Raw genomic sequence first — 22,002 nt, 5'->3', positions numbered from 1 at the left:
CTGTTATGCAAACAGATCGGCGCTCATAGTGCATCAGCCTGATGGAGGCTGATGAGCGAACGACCATGAGCGAACAAATCCCCGTCCGAACCGTAGAAGCAACGCCCACAATAGCTCCTCATATAAAGAAGGTGCCCGCACGCCCAATGAAGGCGACGGCCAAATCCAGCGATAACCAGATCCACACCCGCAGCTTCACCGGCCTGTTTCGTAGCCTGCGCATCAGCGGCGCGGGTTTTCTGTTTTTGCTGTTCTTCGGCACGGTGTGGCTGAACTGGGGCGGACGTCAGGCCGTGTTGTTGGATCTGTCGGAAAGCAAATTCCACATCTTTGGTGCAACCTTCTGGCCACAGGACTTCATCCTGCTCTCGGCCTTGTTGATCATTGCCGCGTTCGGCCTGTTTGCCATCACCGTGTTCGCCGGGCGTGTCTGGTGCGGGTACACCTGCCCGCAGAGTTCGTGGACGTGGATTTTCATGTGGTGCGAGAAGATCACCGAAGGCGAACGCAACCAGCGAATCAAACTGCAAGCGGCGCCCTGGAGCCTGAACAAACTCGCGCGCCGCGCCGCCAAACACACGCTATGGCTGGCGATCAGCGTGCTCACCGGTTTGACGTTTGTCGGCTACTTCACCCCGATCCGGCCACTGGCAGAAGAACTGCTGACCCTGCAAATCGGTGGCGTCAGCCTGTTCTGGGTGCTTTTCTTCACCGCCGCCACCTACATCAATGCCGGTTGGCTGCGTGAAGCGGTGTGCATGCACATGTGTCCATATGCGCGGTTCCAGAGCGTGATGTTCGACAAGGACACCCTGACGATTGCCTACGACGTGGCCCGCGGCGAAAACCGTGGCCCGCGCAAGCGTGATGTGAAACCGGTTGAGGCCGGGCTGGGCGATTGCATCGACTGCCAGTTGTGCGTGCAGGTGTGCCCGACCGGCATCGACATCCGCGACGGTTTGCAGATGGAGTGCATTGGTTGCGCGGCGTGCATCGACGCCTGTGATTCGATCATGGACAAGATGAACTACCCACGCGGTTTGATCCGCTACAGTTCCGAGCGCGAATTGCAGGGTGGCAAGACTCATCTGCTGCGCCCACGGCTGATCGGTTACGTTGCGGTGTTGCTGGTAATGATCGGCGCGCTGGCCCTGGCCCTGATCGAACGTCCCATGGTGTCGCTGGACGTGACCAAGGATCGCGGGCTGTTCCGTGAAAACGGTCAGGGCCAGATCGAAAACATCTATTCGCTGAAAGTCATCAACAAGACCCAGCAGCGCCAGAACTACAACCTGACCCTGGTGGACGGCGACGGCTTCCAGTTGCAAGGCAAGACCGAACTGAGCCTGGCACCGGGTGAGATTGTCGATGTGCCGGTGTCGGTGGCGATGACCACAGATCGGCCGAGCAGCAGCTCGCAGACCTTGAGCTTCAAGATTGCCGACAGCGATGAGCCTGAGGTTTACAGCGTGGCGAAGAGCAGGTTTGTGGCGCCGATGAATCGCTGAGCCGTTAGAATCGTTTCCCCCTCACCCCAGCCCTCTCCCGAGGGAGAGGGGGAAAGGGAGCAGATCTCGGTTGCTTTCAAAACCGAGTTCGACTCGATATCTCAGGTCGATGTATAGCGAAAGAACACCACGGTCAGTCCCCTCTCCCTTTGGGAGAGGGCTAGGGTGAGGGGCAGTTCCCTGACACCCCACACAATCAACAAGCACCAAGGCTCCTCGATGAAACGCTACGAAAAATTCGCCGACGACATCGCTGAACTGATCCGCTCCGGCGTCCTTGGCCCCGGCCAGCGCGTGCCCTCGGTGCGCTACGCCAGCCAGACCTACGGCGTCAGCCCGTCCACGGTGTTCCAGGCTTATTACTTGCTGGAACGCCGCGGCCTGATCCGAGCGCGCCCGCGCTCTGGCTACTTCGTCAACACTCACGCCCCGAGTCCGTTCTCCGAGCCGGTGATCAGCAGCCACGTAAACGATTCGACTGAGGTTGACGTCAGTGAACTGGTGTTCTCGGTTCTGGAATCGATCAAGGACCCCAGCACCGTACCGTTCGGTTCGGCGTTCCCCAGCCCGACCCTGTTCCCGCTGCAACGCCTGTCTCGCTCGCTGGCCAGCGCCGCTCGGGAGATGGACCCGCGCATGGTGGTCACCGACATGTCGCCGGGCAACCCGCAACTGCGCCGGCAGATCGCCCTGCGCTATATGGTCGGCGGGCTGATGCTGCCGATGGAAGAACTGCTGATCACCAATGGCGCCCTCGAAGCGCTGAACCTGTGCCTGCAAGCCGTAACCGAACCGGGCGATCTGGTCGCCATCGAAGCCCCGGCGTTCTACGCCAGCCTGCAAGTGCTGGAACGGCTGAAACTCAAAGCGGTGGAAATCCCCGTACATCCGCGCGATGGCATCGACCTCGGCGTACTCGCCCAGACACTCGAGCGCCACCCGATCAAGGCCTGCTGGTGCATGACCAGTTTTCAGAACCCGATGGGCGCAACCATGCCCGAGGCCAAGAAGCAGGAACTGGTCGAACTGCTGCGCCGCCATCAGGTGCCGCTGATTGAAGACGATGTCTACGCCGAACTCTATTACGGCCAGCAAGCGCCGAAACCGGCCAAGGCCTTCGACACCGAGGGGTTGGTGATGCATTGCGGCTCATTCGCCAAAAGCCTGGCCCCCGGCTATCGCATCGGCTGGGTCGCCGCCGGGCGTTACGCGCAGAAAATCGAACGGCTGAAACTGATGACCTCGCTGTGCGCCTCGATGCCGGCGCAAGCGGCGATTGCCGACTACCTGCAACACGGCGGCTACGATCGGCATCTGCGCAAATTGCGTTATGCGCTGGAAGAACAGCAAAGTGCGATGCTCGCGGCGATTGCCCGTTATTTCCCGGCGCAGACGCGGGTCAGCCAACCGGCGGGCGGCTACTTCTTGTGGCTGGAACTGCCACCGCAGATGGATTCGTTGAAGCTGTTTCAGATGGCGCTGGCGCAGGGCATCAGCATTGCGCCAGGGCCGATCTTTTCGCCGACTCAGCGGTTCCGCAACTGTATCCGCTTGAACTACGGCAGCCCGTGGACCGAGGATTCGGAAAAGGCGATGGAGACGTTGGGGCGGATTGTGCGGTCGTTCTGACAGCAAAAAGATCGCAGCCTTCGGCAGCTCCTACAGGGAAACGCCTAATCCTGTGTAGGAGCTGCCGCAGGCTGCGATCTTTTGATCTTGCTTCTTTTACCGCCCACCACCCAGATCAACAAACGTCCCGGTGGCATAGGAAGCCTTGTCCGACAACAACCAGATAATCGCCTCCGCCACTTCATCCGGGCGCCCGCCACGGGCCATCGGAATCACCGACTCAAGCTTGCTGACCCGGTCAGGATCGCCACTCAGGGCGTGGAAATCGGTGTAGATGTAACCCGGACGCACCGCATTCACGCGAATCCCCTCGCCCGCCACTTCCTTGGACAAACCGATGGTGAACGTGTCGAGCGCGCCTTTGGAGGCGGCGTAATCGACATACTCGTTCGGCGAACCCAAGCGCGATGCCACCGACGACACGTTGACGATACTGCCGCCCTGCCCGCCATGCTTGGGCGACATGCGCAGGATCGCGTGCTTGGCGCACAGGATCGGCGCCAGAACATTGGTTTTCATGATTTTCAAGATGCGGAATTCGGACATCTCATCGACTCGCGACTTTTGCCCGACAGTGCCGGCGTTGTTCACCAGTGCGGTGACTCGCCCTAACTCGGTGTCGACCCGCTGAAACAGTGCGATCACTTCGTCTTCGATGCTGACGTCGGCGCGTACTGCGATGGCCTGTGCGCCCAACGCGCGGACTTGCTCCAGCACGCTTTGCGCGGCCTGTTCGTCTGACTGGTAGTTGATGCAGATGCGATAGCCCTGCTCGGCGGCCAACAGCGCCGTAGCGGCGCCAATCCCGCGCCCGCCACCGGTGATCACAATGACTTTATCCATGCTGGCCTTTCCCCTGAATGCACACGTAACAGTCGGGGGGAAGAATAACCGCCATTGGCGGGTTTTGCATGAGGTCTGTTTTTGACTGGGCCGACGCTTTCGCGAGCAAGCTCGCTCCCACAGGGGATTGCATTTCAAATGTGGGAGCGAGCTTGATGGCGCGGTTTATCAGACTGTCGCCAGGCGCTGTGCACTGACAATGTCCTGCATGAACGTGTCTGCCGGCTTCGGATACCCCAGCAGATACCCTTGCAGCGAATCACAGCCCAATTGCGTCAGGAAATCCTGCTGCGAACCCGTTTCCACGCCTTCAGCCACAATCCGCAGCCCCAGCGCCTGCCCCAATGCAACAATCGCCGACACGATGGCCGCATCGTCACTGTCATGCTCCAGATCCCGCACAAACCCACGGTCGATCTTCAGCTCATTGGCCGGCAAACGCTTGAGGTACATGAGGCTCGAATAACCGGTACCGAAGTCATCAATGGACAAGTCGACACCCATGTCCGACAACTCCTGCAACACCGTCATGCTTGCATCGGCATCGCTCATTGCCGTGGTTTCGGTGATTTCCAGGGTCAGGCTATTCGCAGGTAAATGGTGCGTAGCCAAGGCTTTGGCAACACTTCGGACCAATCCGGCATGGCAGAACTGTAACGCCGAGAGGTTCACCGCGATACGCCAGTCGGTGTAGCCCAGCACGTACCACTCGCGCATCTGCCGGCAGGCTTCGTTGAGCACCCACTCGCCGATTGGAATGATCAGGCCGGTTTTCTCCGCCATATCGATAAACTTGTCCGGCATCAGCATGCCGTCGACCGGATGTTGCCAGCGCAACAACGCTTCGGCGCCCACCGGATGACCGCTGGCGGCGTCGAACTTGGGTTGGTAATGCAGGCTGAACTGGCTGTGCTCCAGTGCCGCGCGCAAGTCCTGCAACAGTTGCAGCTGTTTGCGTGCGTTGGTGTTCATCGACGCATCGAAGAAGCTGTAACCGTTCTTGCCGCCACCCTTGGCGTGATACATCGCCGCGTCGGCGTTCATCAGTAGTTCCGGGGCGTTCTGGCCATTGCCCGGATACAGGGCAATGCCGACGCTGGCGGATATCTGCAAGTCATGTTCGGCCACGCGGAACGGCTGCGCGATCAGGCTGACCTGGCGTGCAGCCAATCCCAACGCATCATCGGGCTCGGCCAGACGCACCAGCAACACAAACTCATCGCCGCCGATGCGTGCCAGCGTGTCGAGGCTGCGCAAATCTTCGCGCAAGCGCACACCGACTTCGCGCAGCAGTTGATCGCCCATGTGATGGCCAAAAGCATCATTGACCGGTTTGAAGCCGTCCAGATCAATGAACATCAAAGCAAAACAGCCGCCCTGCTCTTGGACTTTCTTGATCGCCTGATTGATCCGGTCGTCGAGCAGCATGCGGTTTGGCAGACCGGTCAGGGTGTCGTGCAGCGCCAGTTGCGTGAGTTCGCGGTTGGCCACCGTCAACGAGTGCGCCAGATCGGCGGTGCGCGCTTCAAGCCGTGCATCGAGGATTGAGGTCAACAAGGCAATCGTCAGCACCGCTAGCGTGGTGATCAGCACCAGGCTGTCCAGACCATTACCCTTCAGACCATTGAGCGCAGCACCGCAGAAACTGCCGTCAGGAAATTGCGCAGCGGCCATGCCGGTGTAATGCATGCCGACAATGGCGATGCCCATGATCACCGCAGCCCCGGCGCGAATCAGGCGTACATAGGGCGAATGCTGGCGCAGGCGAAAAGCAATCCACAACGCCGCAGCCGAGGCACCGATGGCAATCAGTAACGAGGCGCCAAACAGCGTCGGGTCGTAATCGATCCCGGGCGTCATGCGCATCGCCGCCATGCCGGTGTAATGCATGGCACTGATACCGGCGCCCATGATCAGCGAGCCAAAAGCCAACTGCAAAATCGGCAATTTCGGCTGACTGACCAGCCACAAGGCAAAACCGCAGGACAGTACCGCGATCAACAGCGACAGCGCGGTGAGCGTGATGTCGTAGCCCAGAGAGATCGGCAACTTGAAGGCGAGCATGCCGATGAAGTGCATCGACCAGACACCCACCCCCATGGCGAACGCGCCCCCGGCTGTCCAGAAATGCACGGCACGGCCCTTGGCTGTTGCAATGCGTCCGGTAAGGTCGAGGGCGGTGTAGGACGCGAGGATCGCTACACACAACGAAATGAAAACCAGGGTGGAGGAATAACTACCGATGAGCATGCGGATTCTCACGACTACCCAAACCGGATCGCGTCCATTCTCGGTCGGGCAAATGCGGCGATTGTACTGATTGCACAGCAGAACGCACTGACTAAGTAATCAAATTGCCATCAGTCCGATGAAACGCTTGTTTGATGGCCCGACAATGCTCTGAACCGGGACGATCCAGCGACAGAGCTGACGACAACTCGCTCCCACAGTTTTTGCGCTCGCTTTGCCTAGCGGTTGTCACTCACATCGAGCTGGCCATCCCAACCGCCGCCCAGCGCGGCAATCAATTGCACACTGGCAATCAAACGGTTCTGCAGAATAGTCAACACACTGCGCTCATTACTCAACGCAGTGGCTTGCACCACTACCACGTCGATGTAGGCAATCAGCCCGGCCTTGTACTGGTTTTCCGTAAGGCGCAAGGAATCGCGGGCAGCATCGAGGGCTTCCTGGCGTACCGCCGCTTCGTCCTCATACACCTTGAGCTGCACCAGATAGTTTTCTACTTCGCGGAAACCGTCGAGCACGGTCTGCCGGTACTTGGCGACCGTCTGGTCGTACACCGCTTCAGTTCGGTCGACTTCTGCCGAGCGGATACCGCCGTCGAACAGCGGCAAGGCCAGTTTTGGTCCGACGGACCAGAAGCGGTTCGGCAAACTGATCAGGTTTTGTGAGGTACTGCTGCTGTAACCGCCGCTCAGGCTCAGGGACAGATCAGGGTAGTACGCCGCTTTCGCCACACCGATGTTGGCGTTGGCGGCGATCACCGAGCGCTCGGCCGAGGCGATGTCCGGACGGCGCTCCAGCAATTGCGACGGCAGGCTCAACGGCACCTGCGGCAGGTTCGGGATGGTCTGGGTTTCGGCGAGATTGAAGTCCGCTGGCGCCTGACCGGTCAGCACAGCAATGGCATTCTCGAATTGCGCGCGTTGCCAGATCAGATCGACCAGATCAGCCTGGGTGCTTTTCAGTTGCGTCTGCGCCTGCGCCACCGCATCACGCCCGGAAACACCCGCGCGGTATTGGTTCTGGGTCATTTTCAGCGAGCGCTCATACGCCGCAACCGTCGCTTCGAGCAGACGCTTCTGCTGATCGATCACCCGCAGTTGCAGGTAGTTCTGCACCAGCTCCGATTGCTGACTCAAACGCATCGCGGCAAGATCGGCGAAACTCGCCTGTGCGCTGGCCTGATCGGCCTCAAGACCGCGACGCAACTTGCCCCAGACATCGGCCTCCCAACTCACGCCCAACTCCGCGCTGTAGGTGTCGCGAATGCCGCTGGAAGAACTGCTCAAACTCGAACTGCTGCTGCCGGTGCCTTGGCTGGAGCGGGTTTTGCCCACGCTCAGGTCGACGCTTGGGTAGAACGCCCCGCGCGCACTGCGGACGAGGGCCTGCGCCTGTCGAAACTGGGCTTCCGACTGGGCGACGGTCTGGTTGGAGCTGTTGAGTTTTTCGATCAGCCCGTTGAGTTGCTGATCGCCATACAACTCCCACCACGCGCCACGCGCCAGCGAATCGCTCGGGTTGGCTTGACGCCAGCCTTCAGCTTCCTTGTATTGAGGAATTTCAGCCGTCTGCGGGCGCTGGTAGTCCGGGCCGACGGCGCAGGCACTGAGCATTGCCACGCACAGCGACAGGCTCAACAGACGCGAGCCGCGAACAGTGGCCAGATTGAAAAGCGAACGGTCAGTCATAGCGGAGTTTCCAGAGCAGCGTCAGTACGCACGCCACGCCATTTGTTGAAACGATGGCGAAGCTTGTCGAGATAGAGGTAGACCACCGGGGTGGTGTAAAGCGTCAGCACCTGGCTGAAAACCAGCCCGCCGATGATGGTCAAGCCCAATGGCTGGCGCATTTCCGCGCCTTCCGCCCGGCTGAGCAGCAACGGCAAGGCACCGAGGATGGCCGCCAATGTGGTCATCAGAATGGGGCGCAGACGTTGCAGGCAAGCACTGCGGATCGATTCCAGCGGCGACATGCCCTGATGCCGTTCCAGTTGCAGTGCGAGGTCGATCATCAGGATCGCATTTTTCTTCACCACCCCGATCAGCAGGAACAGCCCGAGCAACGAGATCAGGCTGAATTCGCCGCCCAATGCATAGATCGACAGCAATGCGCCAACACCGGCCGACGGCAGCGTCGACAGAATCGTCAGCGGATGAATGTAGCTTTCATACAGCACGCCCAACACCAGATACACCGCCAACAGCGCGCCAAGAATCATGAACGGCTGGCTCTTCTGGGTGGCGGCGAACGCATCGGCAGTACCGGCCATTTTCGCGATCACGCCTTCTGGCAAGCCGAGCTTGGCAATCGCCCGTTCGATGGCGGCACTGCCCTGCTCTACCGTCACGCCTTCAGCCATGTCGAAAGAAATATCTTCCGAGGCGAACTGGCCTTCGTGGCTGACGCGATCGTCCTCCAGGCTGCTCTCATAGTGAGCGATGGTCGATAGCGGAATCCGTGCGCCGTCGGCGGTGATCACCTGGACCTGCTTGAGGGTAATCGGATCCTGGGCGTATTTCGGATTGACCTCCATCACCACTTGGTACTGGTTCAGGCTGTCGTAGATCGTCGAAATCTGCCGCTGGCTGTAAGCGTTGTTCAGCACCGCAGTCACCATGCTCATGTCCACCCCCAGGCGCTTGGCCTGATCGCGGTCGACAATCAAAGTCACCTGCTGCGCGCCTTTGCCTTCACGGGCATCAATGGCCGTCAACTCCGGCAACGCCCGCAACGCGGCGACCACTTTCGGGTACCACTCACGCAACTCGCCAAGATCACCGCTTTGCAGGATGTAGCTGTACTGCGAAGTGGTCTGCTCACGACCACCGCCAAACTGCAGATCCTGGTCGGCCATCAGCATCAATTGTGCGCCGGCCACCTTAGGCATTTCCTTGCGCAGGCGCTCGATGACTTTCTGTGCCGACAACTGGCGATCCTTGATCGGCTTCAGCCGTACCAGCATGAAGGCGTTGTTGGTGCCGTTGGTACCGCCGATGAACCCGGCGACGCTTTCCACCGCCTCGTCCTTGAGCACGGCGCGACGGAAGGTTTCCATTTTCGGCTGCATCACGCTGAACGACAGGCCGTCGTCCCCGCGCACGAAACCGATCAACTGGCCGGTATCCTGCTGCGGCATGAAAGTCTTCGGCACCACCACATAGAGCGCGACGTTGACGCCAACGGTGATGAACAGGCTGAGCAACGTCAGGCGGCGGTGACGCAGCACCCAGTCGAGGCTCGTGGCGTACTTGGCCACCATCCAGTCGTTGGTCTTGCGACTCCAGCGTTGCAGACGGTTTTCCTGCCCCGGCGTATGCGGCTTGAGCCAGCGGGCGCAGAGCATCGGCGTCAGCGTCAGCGAAACCACCAGCGAGACCACAATGGCCGCAGCCAGCGTGATGGAGAATTCGCGGAACAAACTCTCGACAATCCCGCCCATAAACAGAATCGACAGGAACACCGCGACCAGCGAGACGTTCATCGATAACAAGGTAAACCCGACTTCCTTGGCCCCCAGATACGCGGCCTGCATCGGTTTGACGCCTTCGTCGATGTGCCGCGAAATGTTCTCCAGCACCACGATGGCGTCGTCCACCACCAGACCGGTGGCGAGAATCAGCGCCATCAGTGACAGGTTGTTCAGTGAGAAGCCATAGAGGTACATCACCGCGAAAGTACCGACCAGCGACACCGGCACCGCCAATGTCGGAATCAGCGAGGCGCGGAAGTTACCGAGAAACAGGAACACCACCAGAATTACCAGTGCCACGGCGATCAACAGGGTCATCTCGGCTTCGTGTAACGTTGCCTTGATCACCGGCGAACGGTCCATCGCCAGATTCAGCTTCACGCTGGCCGGCAGCACCGCTTGCAGCGCGGGCAGTTGCGCCTTGATCTCGTTGACCGTCTCGATAATGTTGGCCCCGGCCTGGCGGTTGATCACCAGCAGCACCGCCGCGTCGTCGTTGAAGAAACCGCTGTTGTAGCGGTCTTCGACGCCGTCGCTGACCTTGGCCACGTCCTTCAGGCGCAACGCGGCACCATCGGCGTAATGGATGATCAGCGACTCGTAATCCTTGGCTTTCTCCAACTGGTCGTTGGCCTGGATCTGCCACAAGCGCTGGCCGTCCTCGACCGAGCCCTTGGGCCGGCGCACGTTGGCATCGGCGATGGTCTTGCGCACATCATCGAGCGCGACGCCGTACTGGTTCAGGGCCTGCGGTTCGAGTTCGATACGCACGGCCGGCAACGAACTGCCGCCGATCTGCACCTCACCGACACCCTGCACCTGCGACAGACTCTGCGACAGGATGGTCGACGCCAAGTCGTAGAGCTGACCTTTTTCCAGCACATCCGAAGTCAACGACAGCACCATGATTGGCGCCTGCGACGGGTTGACCTTCTTGTAGGTCGGCATGCTGCGCATCCCGCTCGGCAGCAGGTTGCGCGAAGCGTTGATCGCCGCCTGCACTTCCCGCGCCGCGCCGTTGATGTCACGGTCGAGGTCGAATTGCAGAATGACCCGGGTTGAACCCTGACTGGAGCGGCTGCTCATGGTGTTGACGCCGGCAATGGCACCGAACGAACGCTCCAGCGGCGTGGCCACCGTGGAGGCCATGACCTCCGGGCTGGCGCCGGGCAGGCTCGCCTGCACGACGATCACCGGGAAGTCCATCTGCGGCAACGGCGAAACCGGCAGCAGACCGAAGCTGACACCGCCCAGCAGCATGATCGCCAGGCTCAGGAGCATGGTGGCAACCGGGCGCTTGATGAAAGGACCGGAGAGGTTCATTGACCGCAATCTCCGAATTCACACCACTCCCCTGTAGGAATGAGCCTGCTCGCGATAGCGGTGTATCTGTTCGCATGGATGTTACAGGTGCCGGCCTCATCGCGAGCAGGCTCACGCCTACAGGTTTTGCGCTGCGTCATACCACCACCTCTTCGGTGTCGGCATTGGTTTTGCCAAAGCGACGGCCCAGGCGGTCGAAGTACAGGTAAATCACCGGCGTGGTAAACAGCGTCAACACCTGACTCATCAACAACCCGCCAACCATCACCAGACCCAGCGGCTGACGCAACTCAGCCCCGGAACCGGTGGCCAGCATCAATGGCACCGCGCCGAACAGCGCGGCCAACGTGGTCATCAGGATCGGCCGGAAACGCAGCAGCGCCGCTTGATAGATCGCCTCCTCCGGCGCCATGCCCTGGTTGCGTTCAGCGTCGAGGGCGAAGTCGATCATCATGATCGCGTTTTTCTTGACGATACCGATCAAGAGAATGATGCCGATGATTGCGATCATGCCCAGGTCATTGCCGCTGAGTAGCAACGCCAGCAACGCGCCAACCGCCGCCGATGGCAGAGTCGAGAGAATGGTGATCGGGTGGATGTAGCTCTCGTAAAGCACGCCGAGCACGATGTACATGGTCACCACCGCCGCCAGAATCAGCAGCAAGGTGCTCGACAGCGACGCTTGAAACGCTTCGGCCGCGCCCTGGAACTGGGTCTGCACGCCGACCGGCATACCGATGTCTTTCTGCACCTGTTCGATGACGTCCACCGCATGCCCCAGCGCCACGCCCGGTGCGAGGTTGAATGACATCATCACCGCCGGGAACTGACCGATATGAGTGATCGCCAGTTGCGCCTGGCGTTCCTCGACATGCGCCAGACTCGACAGGCGCACCTGCGCGCCGTCAGTGGTCTTGACGTGAATCTGATCCAGCGCCTGCGGGCCGATTCTTTCCCCCGCCTGCGCCTGCAGCACCACGCGGTACTGGCTGGCCTGGGTGTAGATGGTCGAAATCTGCCGCTGACCGAAGGCGTCGTACAGCGCATCGGTGATGTTCGCCACCGATACGCCGAGGCGCGAGGCCGCATCGCGGTCGATCACCAGATACACCTGCAAGCCCTTGTCCTGCAAATCACTGGCGACGTCGGTCAGTTCCGGGCGCTGCGCCAAGGCTTCGACCAAGCGGCCGCTCCATTGGCTGAGCAGTTCTGAATCCGGCGACGACATGCTGAACTGGTATTGAGTACGGCTGACGCGGTCTTCGATGGTCAGGTCCTGCACCGGTTGCATGTACAGACGAATGCCGACCAGTTTGTCCAGTTGCGGTTGCAGTCTCGCGATCACCTCGGTGGCGCTGAGATCACGCTCGCCATGGGGTTTGAGATTGATCAGCAGGCGGCCGCTGTTAAGCGTGGCGTTGTCACCATCGACACCGATGTAGGACGACAGACTTTGCACTGCCGGGTCTTCAAGAATGACCTTGGCCAACGCCTGCTGACGCTCACCCATGGCGGCGAAGGAAATCGACTGCGGCGCTTCGGAAATGCCCTGAATCACCCCGGTGTCCTGCACCGGGAAGAAGCCTTTGGGCACGACCATATAAAGGAACACGGTCAGCGCCAGTGTGCCAATGGCCACCAGCAGGGTCAGCGGCTGATGTTTGAGTACCCACTGCAAACCGCGACCATATTTGGCAATCATCCAGTCGATGCACGCGCCGCTGGCCCGGTAGAAACGGCCCTGTTCGTGCTCTTCGGGCTCGCGCTTGAGCAGACGCGCGCACATCATTGGCGTCAGGGTCAGCGACACCACGAGGGAAATCAGGATTGCCACTGCCAGGGTAATGGCGAATTCGCGGAACAGGCGCCCGACCACATCGGCCATGAACAGCAGCGGGATCAGCACCGCAATCAGCGACAGGGTAAGGGAAATCAGGGTGAAGCCGATCTGTCTGGCGCCCTTGAGCGCCGCTTGCATCGGACTGTCGCCCTCCTCGATGAAGCGCGAGATGTTTTCCAGCATCACGATGGCATCGTCGACCACAAAACCGGTGGCGATGGTCAACGCCATCAGGGTCAGGTTGTTGACCGAGAACCCGGCGAGGTACATCACACCGAAGGTGCCGATCAACGACAGCGGCACGGCCACCGACGGAATGATCGTCGCGCTGAAACGGCGCAGGAACAGGAAGGTCACCATCACCACCAGCGCGATGGCGATCAGCAACTCGTGCTGCACGTCGGTGACCGAGGCACGAATGGTCTGGGTGCGGTCGGTCAGCACGGTGACATCAAGACCGGCCGGCAGGTTGTCGGTGATGCTCGGCAGCAAGGCCTTGATCCGGTCGACCACTTCAATCACGTTGGCGCCAGGTTGACGCTGAATGTTGAGCAAAACCGCCTGATTCTGGTTGGCCCACGCGGCGAGGCGTTCGTTCTCGGCACCGTCGACGATCTCCGCGACATCCTTGAGCCGCAGCGGTGCGCCATTCTTGTAGGCGAGGATCAGGTTGGCGTAGTCCTTGGGCGACGTCAGCTGATCGTTGGCGTCGAGCATCGACACCCGCGTCGGGCCGTCGAAGTTACCCTTCGGCTGGTTGACGTTGGAGGCGCTGATCAACGTGCGCACATCCGACAGGTTCAGGCTGTTGGCGGCCAGGGCCTCCGGGTTGACCTTGATTCGCACCGCCTGACGTTGACCGCCGGCAATGCTGACCATGCCGACGCCACTGATCTGGGCGATTTTCTGCGCCATGCGCGTATCGACCAGATCATTGAGCTTGGGCAGGAGCATGGTTTTCGAGGTGATGGCCAAGGTCAGCACCGGGGTATCCGCCGGGTTGACCTTGTTGTACACCGGCGGCGCCGGCAAATCGGTCGGCAACAGATTGGTCGCGGCGTTGATCGCGGCTTGCACCTGTTGTTCGGCGACGTCCATGTTGATGTCGAGGCTGAACCGCAGGGTCAGCACCGAAGCACCGCCGGAACTGGTCGAGGCCATTTGCGTCAGGCCCGGCATCTGCCCGAACTGGCGCTCAAGCGGCGCGGTCACGGCGCTGGTCATCACGTCCGGGCTGGCACCGGGATACAGGGTCATGACGCGGATGGTCGGGTAATCAACCTGAGGCAACGCCGACACTGGCAATAAGCGATAAGCGATCAGGCCGGCCAGGATAATGGCCAGCATGCTCAGGGTGGTGGCTACCGGACGGAGGATGAACAGCCGCGAAATGTTCATGCGCCCTTCTTGGCCTTGTCGGTGACAGCGGCGTCAGTCGGGGTGGCGGCGGACTTGCCTTGCAGGTGTTCGGTCGGCGTGGTTGGCACCTGGTTGCTGTCGTTGACCACTTCCACTTCGCTGCCTTCTTTGAGGCGGTCGGTGCCTTCCAGCACTACGCGATCGCCGGCGGCCAAGCCCTCGGTGATTACAGTGTTCTCGCCGTCACTGGCGCCGATCTTCAACGGGCGGATGGTGACTTTCTTGTCGCCTTCAAGCGCGTAGACAAAAGTGCCGTTGGTGCCGAACTGAATGGCGGCGGACGGTGCCAGCACCACGCCTTTGAGGGTGTCGGCCAGCAGGTGTACGTTGACGAACTGATTGGGGAACAGCGACTGATCGCGGTTTTCGTAACGCGCCTTGAATTTCAATGTGCCGGTGGCCACATCGATCTGGTTGTCGAGACTTTGCAGCACACCGGTCGCTTGCAGTTTGCTGTCGCCACGATCCCAGGCTTCGGCCGGCAGTTTGGCGCCGCTGCGATAGCGGGCGAGCACGGTTTCGAGGCTGTTTTCCGGCAGGGTAAATGCAACGCTGATCGGCTGGGTCTGGGTGATCACCGCGATGAACGTGGTGTCATTGGCCGTTACAAGGTTGCCCACGTCGACCTGACGCAGACCGACGCGACCGGCAATCGGCGCGCGGATCCTGGTGAATTCGAGATTGAGCTTGGCGTCGTTGACCGCCGCCTGATTGGTCTTGACCGTGCCCAGATATTGGCCGACCAGCGCTTCGGCGGTGTCCAGGGTCTGTTTGGCGATGCTGTCTTCCTTGTACAACCCGCGATAACGCTCGACATCGACCTGTGCGTTTTTCAGTTGCGCCTGATTCTGCAACAACGTGCCTTCAGCTTGAAGCAAGGCGTTCTGGTACGGGCGCGGATCGATCTCTGCCAGCAAGTCGCCAGCCTTGACCATCTGCCCCTCTTCGAAATTGATCTTGACCAGCTCACCACCCACCCGGCTGCGCACGTTGATGGTGTTGAGTGCGGTCACGGTGCCCAGCGCCTTGTAATACAGCGGGAAGTCGCCCGTGACGGCCGGCGCCACCCGCACCGGAATCGGCCCGGTGCCGCCACCGAAGCCCGGTCGCATCATCCCCGAACGCCCGGCATGTCCGGCCGCTGCCTTGTCGGCGCCCTCTTTCTGGGTTGAACCGGCAGGCCAGAACTTCCAGCACAGAACGGCGATAACCAACAAGACAAGCAGGCTGATCAGCCAGCGACGGGAGTTGCGTGGGGACGATTGCATGGAGTGATTAACCATTGGGCGCGTGGGCTTCTTTTACGGGAGGCTGAACGATAAGCACTGATGGGGATTAAGCAAAGCAGCTTTACCGGCTATTTACCTTCAACTTACGTTTCAAGGTGTGTGAGGCAAAACACTGATACACAAATGAAAACGGCCTGGACAGGGCCAGGCCGTTAACAATTGTAAAGCGCTTGTTTCAGAACACTTACTTCAAGACGGCAAGTGCCGCTTCGTAATCAGGCTCTTCAGCGATTTCCTTGACCAATTCGCTGTGCAGGACGTTGTCGTTTTCGTCCAGCACCACAACGGCACGGGCGGTCAGGCCTTTCAGCGGGCCGTCAGCAATGGCCACACCGTAATTCTCGATGAACTCGGCACCGCGCAGGGTCGACAGGTTCTGTACGTTGTCCAGACCTTCAGCGCCGCAGAAACGCGCCTGAGCGAACGGCAGGTCAGCCGAAATGCACAACACCACGGTGTTGCTGATGTCGTTGGCCTGAGCGTTGAACTTGCGCACGGAAGTGGCGCAGGTCGGGGTGTCGACGCTTGGGAAGATGTTCAGCACTTTGCGCTTGCCGGCAAAGTCTTTCAGGGTGACGTCGGACAGATTGCCGGCAACCAGAGAAAAGGCTGGCGCCTTGGAACCGGCTTGTGGCAACTGGCCGTTGACTTGAACCGGATTGCCTTTAAGGGTGACTTGAGCCATGACTTGAGTCCTTCTGAACGTTGTTTTAGAAAATCACGCAAGGGCCGAAGTTAACCACGAAATTGTTCGACAACCTATGCTTTGACCGAAATTGTCATGTACCGAAACGCAAAACTGCATACAACTGCAAGTCCTGTGGGATCTTCGCGGACTTCGGGTCTGCATCATTTATTCAAAGTCCCTGTCGATTCGTGATGTGCCCATTCGACTAAGCAGTGAATCCCCCACACTCCACGGAGTTAACACCATGCGATTCATGATCCTCGTAAAAGCCAGCGCCGATTCCGAGGCCGGCATCATGCCCAGCGAAGAACTGCTTACCGCCATGGGCAATTTCAACGAAGAACTGGCCAGGGCCGGCATCCTGGTCGCGGCCGACGGCCTGCACCCGAGCAGCAAAGGCGCCCGCGTGCAATTCTCGGGTGATAAACGCACAGTAATCGACGGCCCCTTCATCGAAACCAAAGAGCTGGTGGCCGGTTACTGGATCTGGGACGTGAAGTCGAAAGAAGAAGCCATCGAATGGGTCAAGCGTTGCCCCAACCCGATGCCGGGCACCGACTCTGATATCGAGATTCGCCAGATATTCTCCGCCGAGGATTTCGGCGCCGAATTCACTCCGGAACTGCGGGAGCAGGAGGAACGCATTCGCGATCAGGCGAAGAAGCCCTGACCGCCCCCGCAACGCGCTCAACTGTAGGAGCTGTCGAGTGAAACGAGGCTGCGATCTTTTGATTTTGCTTCTAAAAATCAAGATCAAAAGATCGCAGCCCGCGGCAGCTCCAAAAAAAGTTGCTGTTCAGATGAGCTGTATGTTTTCAGCTTGTTTGCCTTTGGGGCCTTGCGTTACCTCGAACGAAACTTTTTGACCCTCTTGAAGCGATTTGAACCCTGCACTTTGAATCGCAGAGAAATGCGCAAAAAGATCCTTCCCGCCGTCATCCGGCGTGATAAAGCCAAACCCCTTTGAATCGTTAAACCACTTCACCGTTCCCGTTGCCATATTTGCCTTCCCGTTGCTGGTCTGCGCACAAGCCAAACAACTTGCGCGTCGCCCAACAATCAAACAACCAACCTCCCATTCCAACAACTGTCAAACCTGACAGGGTGTAAATATCTACAGCCCCACCCGCCCTGCGCTGGCCAAGCCCCGATTAGCTGCTAGCTTCAATCGGAGGTGTCCTGAAGGCTTGGTAAAAGCAGGATTACTTAATAGCGGCACAGGCGTGCCGGCATCGACAATGCACACCAGAGAATCGTGACGTCATGGCGAAGAAAATGAGAATGCATGCATGGCTGTTGGCGGCGGCACTTGTGCCGGGGATTGCGTTTGTCAGCTGTGGTGTCGGAACTTGAGTCTCGGATCCCAAGCCCTTAGGCGCTGCCTCAGATCACGCCTGAGGCAACGCCTGCAGCATTGGCTTATTTGGACTTGAGCTTGAGATAAGACTGGTTCAGATCCGACGCCCAGCCATCGATCACGTTTTTCACGTCATCAGCCTTCATCACCTGCGATTCGTTTGCCAGCGGCTTGCCGGTGCCTTTGCGTACTACCTGAGCAACCACTTTGTTGTTGCCGCCATCAAGGAACACCGCCTCGGTGGCCAGGGTGGTTTCCTGATCACGAATGCCGCTGGCTGTGCTGACAGCCGCAGCCAGCAGCGCAACAGGGATCACTTCATAGGGTTTGAGGCCTTCGGTCTTGCTGCTGACGGCGGTGATCGCCGCACGCACCACCATCACACCAGGGCCTGGCCCGTTGGCCAATGGCAAGGACTTGCCGATTTCACGTTTGAGTGCCTTATCGTAGTAGCTGGTGATGCCGTTGAGAGTCTGCTGTGGAATCTTTGTGGTCGGTTGCGGCTGTGGATAGAGCTGGGTCGGTTCGACATAGACGCTGGTGAATTTATTGATGTCGGCTTTGGGGTCGATCCAACGCATTACCTCAGCACCGGAGGGTGACTTGGCCTCCTTGAGTTGGCTGTAGTCCTTGAGAAACCCGGAATACTCATCGGGAGCAACGGTTTTGCTGGAACAACCCACCAGTGCGAGAGTGGCAATGCACAGTGTGCCCATCATTACTGCTGGCTTCATGCTGTAACTCCTGTCAGAAGGCCTGGGTTTATTGCGTAGGGGGGAGTTACAGGTATAGCTAAAACCTGAGCATTTGCGATGGCAAAACATAATCTTCACCCAAGGCTGGGCGGCGCATCACAACGGCCGAAGGCGCAGGTGCTGTTACGGGGGAGGAAGAGGATGACTGGGGGGCGATCCGGCGTTGAAATAATTCCTGCTCCGCTACCTGCGGTGCCCCGTGCAGGAGCTGCCGCAGGCTGCGATCTTTTGATTGCAAAGACCAAGATCAAAAGATCGCAGCCTACGGCAGCTCTTACAGGGTAAGTGGTTTACCAGGAAGACGTCTCGCCACTACGAAGCTTTATCTCGCGCCGGGTATTGGCGCGCATTGCCTTGTACAACGACACCGTCCCAACCAACAAAATCGCCGCACCAAACAGGAAGTCGATGTTGTACAGCCGGAAGTCCTCCACCGGCCCGATCAACAGCACCCGGACCAGCGCAACGCCCATCAACGTGGCAAGGAAGTCGATCCCCGGCTCTTCGCGATAGAACACCAGCATCAACGGCAGGCACAGCACCAGCAGCGTCAACAACACGACGACCTTGAACGACCCCTTGCGCTCGACGCTGAACGCGCATTCGTGCGGGCCGTAGGCCTTGTAGTCTTCGTCGCGGATCATCGAGGTTTTCTCGTTGATGTAATCGACGCGGTTGTACTTCTGGACCGGCGTGAAGGTGTTGGACATCTCCATCAGCGTGGTGATGTTCTTGAAACGCAGGTCGATGCGCTCGCTGCCCTTGAGGTAATAGAGCACCGGTTTGTAGCCGTAGCGGTAAGTGTCGAACGGAAACTCGGCGACTTGGCCCTGAACGCCGATCGGGCGAGGCTCAAGTTCGGCGTAGGCACTTTTGTTGGTGGCCGAGAGGTTGCGGCTCAGTGGCTGAACCTTGACCTGCTCGAGGAAGATTGGCGTGACGCCGTAGGACCACTGCAACGGTTCCAGACGCAGGCGCAATTCGTTGCGGCTCAGGTCATAACGGTTGAAGGTGCGTTCGGACACCACCAGAGAACCGCTGAGCATGAACTCGCCGCGCAGGTTGTTGGTGACGCGCAAGGTCAGTTGATCCTTGCCCAGCAACGCCGCTTCGTTGGTCGGCGGAGTGCCGCACCACGCAGTGCTTTGGCCGGCCCCGCCAAGTTGGCCGTCGCGGTTTTCCTTGAATACATAAAAGTAACTGGCCCACAGCGTCAGCATCAAAAGCAACGCGGTGAGGCCCAGGATTTTCTTGCCCGGACTCACTGATCAGACTCCCTTCTTCGGTTCCATCGGCCAGCCGAAAACCCGCTGGCGACGGCGACTCTACCAAAAGGCCAGCATCGACCCAAGGAAAAATCCCCGATTCGTCGGCGCTCTAAGGGTTTCCCCTGCACTGGCAAAGGGTTAGCGGCGGCGGAATAACGGCCTTGGCTCGATCACCGAGCGCCCATACAGCACGCTCATCCCCGCCAGTCCTTTGAGTGCATCTTCGGCCGACTTGTCTTCGCGCACGGCAAAACTGTCGAAGCCGCATTGGCGCATATGGCTGAGTTGATCACGCAACACATCGCCAATCGCGCGCAACTCCCCTGCCCAACCGAAACGGCTGCGCAGCAGGTACGCCTGACTGTAGGCACGGCCGTCGCGAAAGCTCGGGAAGTCCAGCGCGATCAGCGGCAGCGATGCCAGCCACGGAATCAGGCTTTCAACCTCATCGTCCGGCCCCAGCCACACCGCGTGGGTGGACGGCGATTCCAGCCAATGGGCGAGCGGCAGAATCAACAACCCTGCGGGCCTTGGCGTCGACGGCTCACGCACCAGCATCCACGGATCATCCCTTTCAATCCGCGCCACGCCCTGCTCAAGTCGCAACAGATTGTTCATGCCGATACCTCCAGCGCCTTCGGATAGACCCGCTCCTTGAACGGCTCCAGGCCGATACGTGTCAACGTATCGACAAACAATTCCTCGCTCTCGCGATAGCGCACGAAGGTACCGATGATCCGCTCGATCACCTGCGGCACTTCGGCGGCGCTGAAGGACGGGCCGATGACTTTGCCCAGCGCGCTGTGCTTGCCCTGCGCGCCGCCGAGGGTGATCTGGTACCACTCGCTGCCATTCTTGTCGACGCCAAGGATGCCGATATTGCCAATGTGGTGATGACCGCAAGCGTTCATGCAGCCGGAGATGTTCAGGCTGATGTCACCCAGATCATGCAGGTAATCGAGATTGTCGAAGCGCGCCTGAATCGCCTGGGCGATCGGGATCGACTTGGCATTGGCCAATGCGCAGAAATCCCCACCAGGGCAGGCAATGATGTCGGTCAACAAGCCGACGTTGGCCGTCCCCAGAGTCAGCTCACACGCCAACTGCCACAGCGCATACAGATCGGCTTTTGGCACATCGGGCAGGACGATGTTCTGCTCATGGGCGATGCGAATCTCGCCGAAACCGAAACGCTCCGACCAGTCAGCGACCGCAAGCATCTGCAAGCCGGTGACATCTCCCGGCGGCGCGGCCAGGCCCGGTTTGGTCGACAGCACGACGCTGGTGTAACCCTGCACCTTATGCGGCTGCACGTTACGCGCTGCCCAACGGGCGAACGCCGGGCTCTCGGCCAGGTGCGTGCCGAAGTCCAGATCGGTATCCGCCAGCGTGCGATAGGTCGGTGGAACAAAAGCACTGGCAACCCGTTGATACTCGTCGACGGTCAGTTGCGCCGGGCCGTCCTTGAGGTGTTGCCATTCCTCTTCGACTTCCTTGGCGAACGCCTCGATGCCCAACGCCTTGACCAGAATCTTGATCCGCGCCTTGTACTTGTTGTCGCGTCGGCCATGGCGGTTGTAGACCCGCAACACCGACTCGACGTAGGACAGCAAGTGCTGCCACGGCAAACCTTCGCGAATCTGTAAACCGAGGATCGGCGTGCGCCCCAAGCCACCACCTACGATCACCCGCAGGAGCATTTGCCCATCGCGGCCGGGGTAAAGATAGAGGCCGATGTCGTGCATCATGATCGCCGCCCGATCCTGCTTGGCCGAGCAGATGGCGATCTTGAATTTGCGTGGCAGAAACAGGAATTCAGGGTTGATCGTCGACCATTGCCGCAGGATCTCTGCCAGCGGGCGCGGGTCGATCATTTCGTCCGCCGCGACCCCGGCAAACGCTTCAGTGGTGATGTTGCGTACGCAGTTGCCGGAGGTCTGGATCGCATGCATGTTGACCTGGGCCAGGCGTTCGAGGATGTCCGGCACCTCGCTCAGCTCAATCCAGTTGAACTGCATGTTTTGCCGCGTGGTGAAGTGGCCGTAGCCGCGGTCGTAGTCGCTGGCGATGCTCGCCAGCGTGCGCATCTGTTCGGCGCTCAGCGTGCCATAGGGAATGGCCACCCGCAGCATGTAGGCGTGCTTTTGCATGTACAGACCGTTTTGCAGACGCAGCGGCAGGAACTCCTCCTCACTCAACTCTCCCGCCATGAAGCGCTCGACCTGATCGCGGAATTGCGCGACGCGCTCGAACACCAGTGCGCGGTCGTAATCGTCGTATTGATACATGCAGCGGCTACCTCATCAGGATTGTGCGCAATTCCTGTAGGAGTGAGCCTGCTCGCGATCGCGGTGTGTCTGACAC

The 22,002-nt window shown here is 59.6% G+C and carries 15 protein-coding genes; 3 read left to right on the top strand and 12 right to left on the bottom strand.

The window, feature by feature from the left end:
• Positions 1-65: 65 nt before the first annotated feature.
• Positions 66-1,508, top strand: a complete 1,443-nt coding sequence (gene ccoG, locus IAI51_RS09910) for a cytochrome c oxidase accessory protein CcoG (protein ID WP_187678304.1) — start codon at positions 66-68, stop codon at positions 1,506-1,508.
• 219 nt (positions 1,509-1,727) lie between these two features.
• Positions 1,728-3,137: a GntR family transcriptional regulator MpaR gene (gene mapR, locus IAI51_RS09905; RefSeq protein ID WP_008087199.1), complete on the top strand. Its 1,410-nt coding sequence runs from the start codon at positions 1,728-1,730 to the stop codon at positions 3,135-3,137.
• A 96-nt stretch (positions 3,138-3,233) separates the two neighbouring features.
• On the opposite strand, the gene IAI51_RS09900 is transcribed toward mapR, so the two are convergent.
• The 7 genes from IAI51_RS09900 to tpx form a co-directional block, all read right to left on the bottom strand.
• On the bottom strand, positions 3,234-3,980 hold the full coding sequence (locus IAI51_RS09900; RefSeq protein WP_187678303.1) for an SDR family oxidoreductase: 747 nt from the start codon (positions 3,978-3,980) through the stop codon (positions 3,234-3,236).
• A gap of 168 nt (positions 3,981-4,148) precedes the next feature.
• Positions 4,149-6,230 carry a putative bifunctional diguanylate cyclase/phosphodiesterase gene (locus IAI51_RS09895; RefSeq protein WP_187678302.1) on the bottom strand — a complete coding sequence of 694 codons (2,082 nt, stop codon included), beginning with the start codon at positions 6,228-6,230 and terminating at the stop codon, positions 4,149-4,151.
• 218 nt (positions 6,231-6,448) lie between these two features.
• A complete protein-coding gene (locus IAI51_RS09890; protein WP_187678301.1) occupies positions 6,449-7,918 on the bottom strand; it encodes an efflux transporter outer membrane subunit in 1,470 nt (489 codons plus the stop codon).
• Positions 7,915-11,022: an efflux RND transporter permease subunit gene (locus tag IAI51_RS09885; RefSeq protein ID WP_187678300.1), complete on the bottom strand. Its 3,108-nt coding sequence runs from the start codon at positions 11,020-11,022 to the stop codon at positions 7,915-7,917. The genes IAI51_RS09890 and IAI51_RS09885 overlap by 4 nt, the downstream gene beginning before the upstream one ends.
• Before the next feature lie 136 nt (positions 11,023-11,158).
• Positions 11,159-14,260 carry an MdtB/MuxB family multidrug efflux RND transporter permease subunit gene (locus IAI51_RS09880; RefSeq protein ID WP_187678299.1) on the bottom strand — a complete coding sequence of 1,034 codons (3,102 nt, stop codon included), beginning with the start codon at positions 14,258-14,260 and terminating at the stop codon, positions 11,159-11,161.
• Complete coding sequence (locus IAI51_RS09875) at positions 14,257-15,564, bottom strand: MdtA/MuxA family multidrug efflux RND transporter periplasmic adaptor subunit (RefSeq protein WP_187678298.1); 1,308 nt, start codon at positions 15,562-15,564, stop codon at positions 14,257-14,259. Before IAI51_RS09875 ends, IAI51_RS09880 begins: the two co-directional genes overlap by 4 nt.
• A 190-nt stretch (positions 15,565-15,754) precedes the next feature.
• On the bottom strand, positions 15,755-16,255 hold the full coding sequence (gene tpx, locus IAI51_RS09870) for a thiol peroxidase (protein WP_187678297.1): 501 nt from the start codon (positions 16,253-16,255) through the stop codon (positions 15,755-15,757).
• A gap of 247 nt (positions 16,256-16,502) precedes the next feature.
• On the opposite strand from tpx, the gene IAI51_RS09865 reads away from it, so the two are divergent.
• Entirely contained in the window at positions 16,503-16,928 is a 426-nt protein-coding gene (locus IAI51_RS09865; RefSeq protein ID WP_187678296.1) for a YciI family protein, read from the top strand.
• Positions 16,929-17,054: 126 nt separating this feature from the next.
• Here the strand turns inward: IAI51_RS09865 and IAI51_RS09860 are convergent, their stop codons facing one another.
• The 5 genes from IAI51_RS09860 to IAI51_RS09840 all read right to left on the bottom strand — a co-directional run bounded on the left by IAI51_RS09860 (position 17,055) and on the right by IAI51_RS09840 (position 21,926).
• Positions 17,055-17,258 (bottom strand): cold-shock protein, encoded by a 204-nt coding sequence (locus IAI51_RS09860; RefSeq protein ID WP_187678295.1) that lies wholly within the window; start codon positions 17,256-17,258, stop codon positions 17,055-17,057.
• 419 nt (positions 17,259-17,677) lie between these two features.
• The gene (locus IAI51_RS09855; RefSeq protein WP_187678294.1) at positions 17,678-18,349 is read right to left on the bottom strand and encodes a DUF3313 domain-containing protein; all 672 of its coding nucleotides are present in this window, start codon (positions 18,347-18,349) and stop codon (positions 17,678-17,680) included.
• Between the two features lie 311 nt (positions 18,350-18,660).
• The gene (locus IAI51_RS09850; protein WP_187678293.1) at positions 18,661-19,635 is read right to left on the bottom strand and encodes a hypothetical protein; all 975 of its coding nucleotides are present in this window, start codon (positions 19,633-19,635) and stop codon (positions 18,661-18,663) included.
• Between the two features lie 141 nt (positions 19,636-19,776).
• On the bottom strand, positions 19,777-20,256 hold the full coding sequence (locus IAI51_RS09845; RefSeq protein ID WP_187678292.1) for a DUF934 domain-containing protein: 480 nt from the start codon (positions 20,254-20,256) through the stop codon (positions 19,777-19,779).
• Entirely contained in the window at positions 20,253-21,926 is a 1,674-nt protein-coding gene (locus IAI51_RS09840) for a nitrite/sulfite reductase (RefSeq protein ID WP_187678291.1), read from the bottom strand. The genes IAI51_RS09845 and IAI51_RS09840 overlap by 4 nt, the downstream gene beginning before the upstream one ends.
• Positions 21,927-22,002: the final 76 nt, after the last annotated feature.

The sequence above is a fragment of the Pseudomonas sp. N40(2020) genome, from assembly GCF_014472415.1.
Taxonomy (GTDB): Bacteria; Pseudomonadota; Gammaproteobacteria; order Pseudomonadales; family Pseudomonadaceae; genus Aquipseudomonas.
This window is presented reverse-complemented; position numbering and strand designations above follow the sequence as displayed.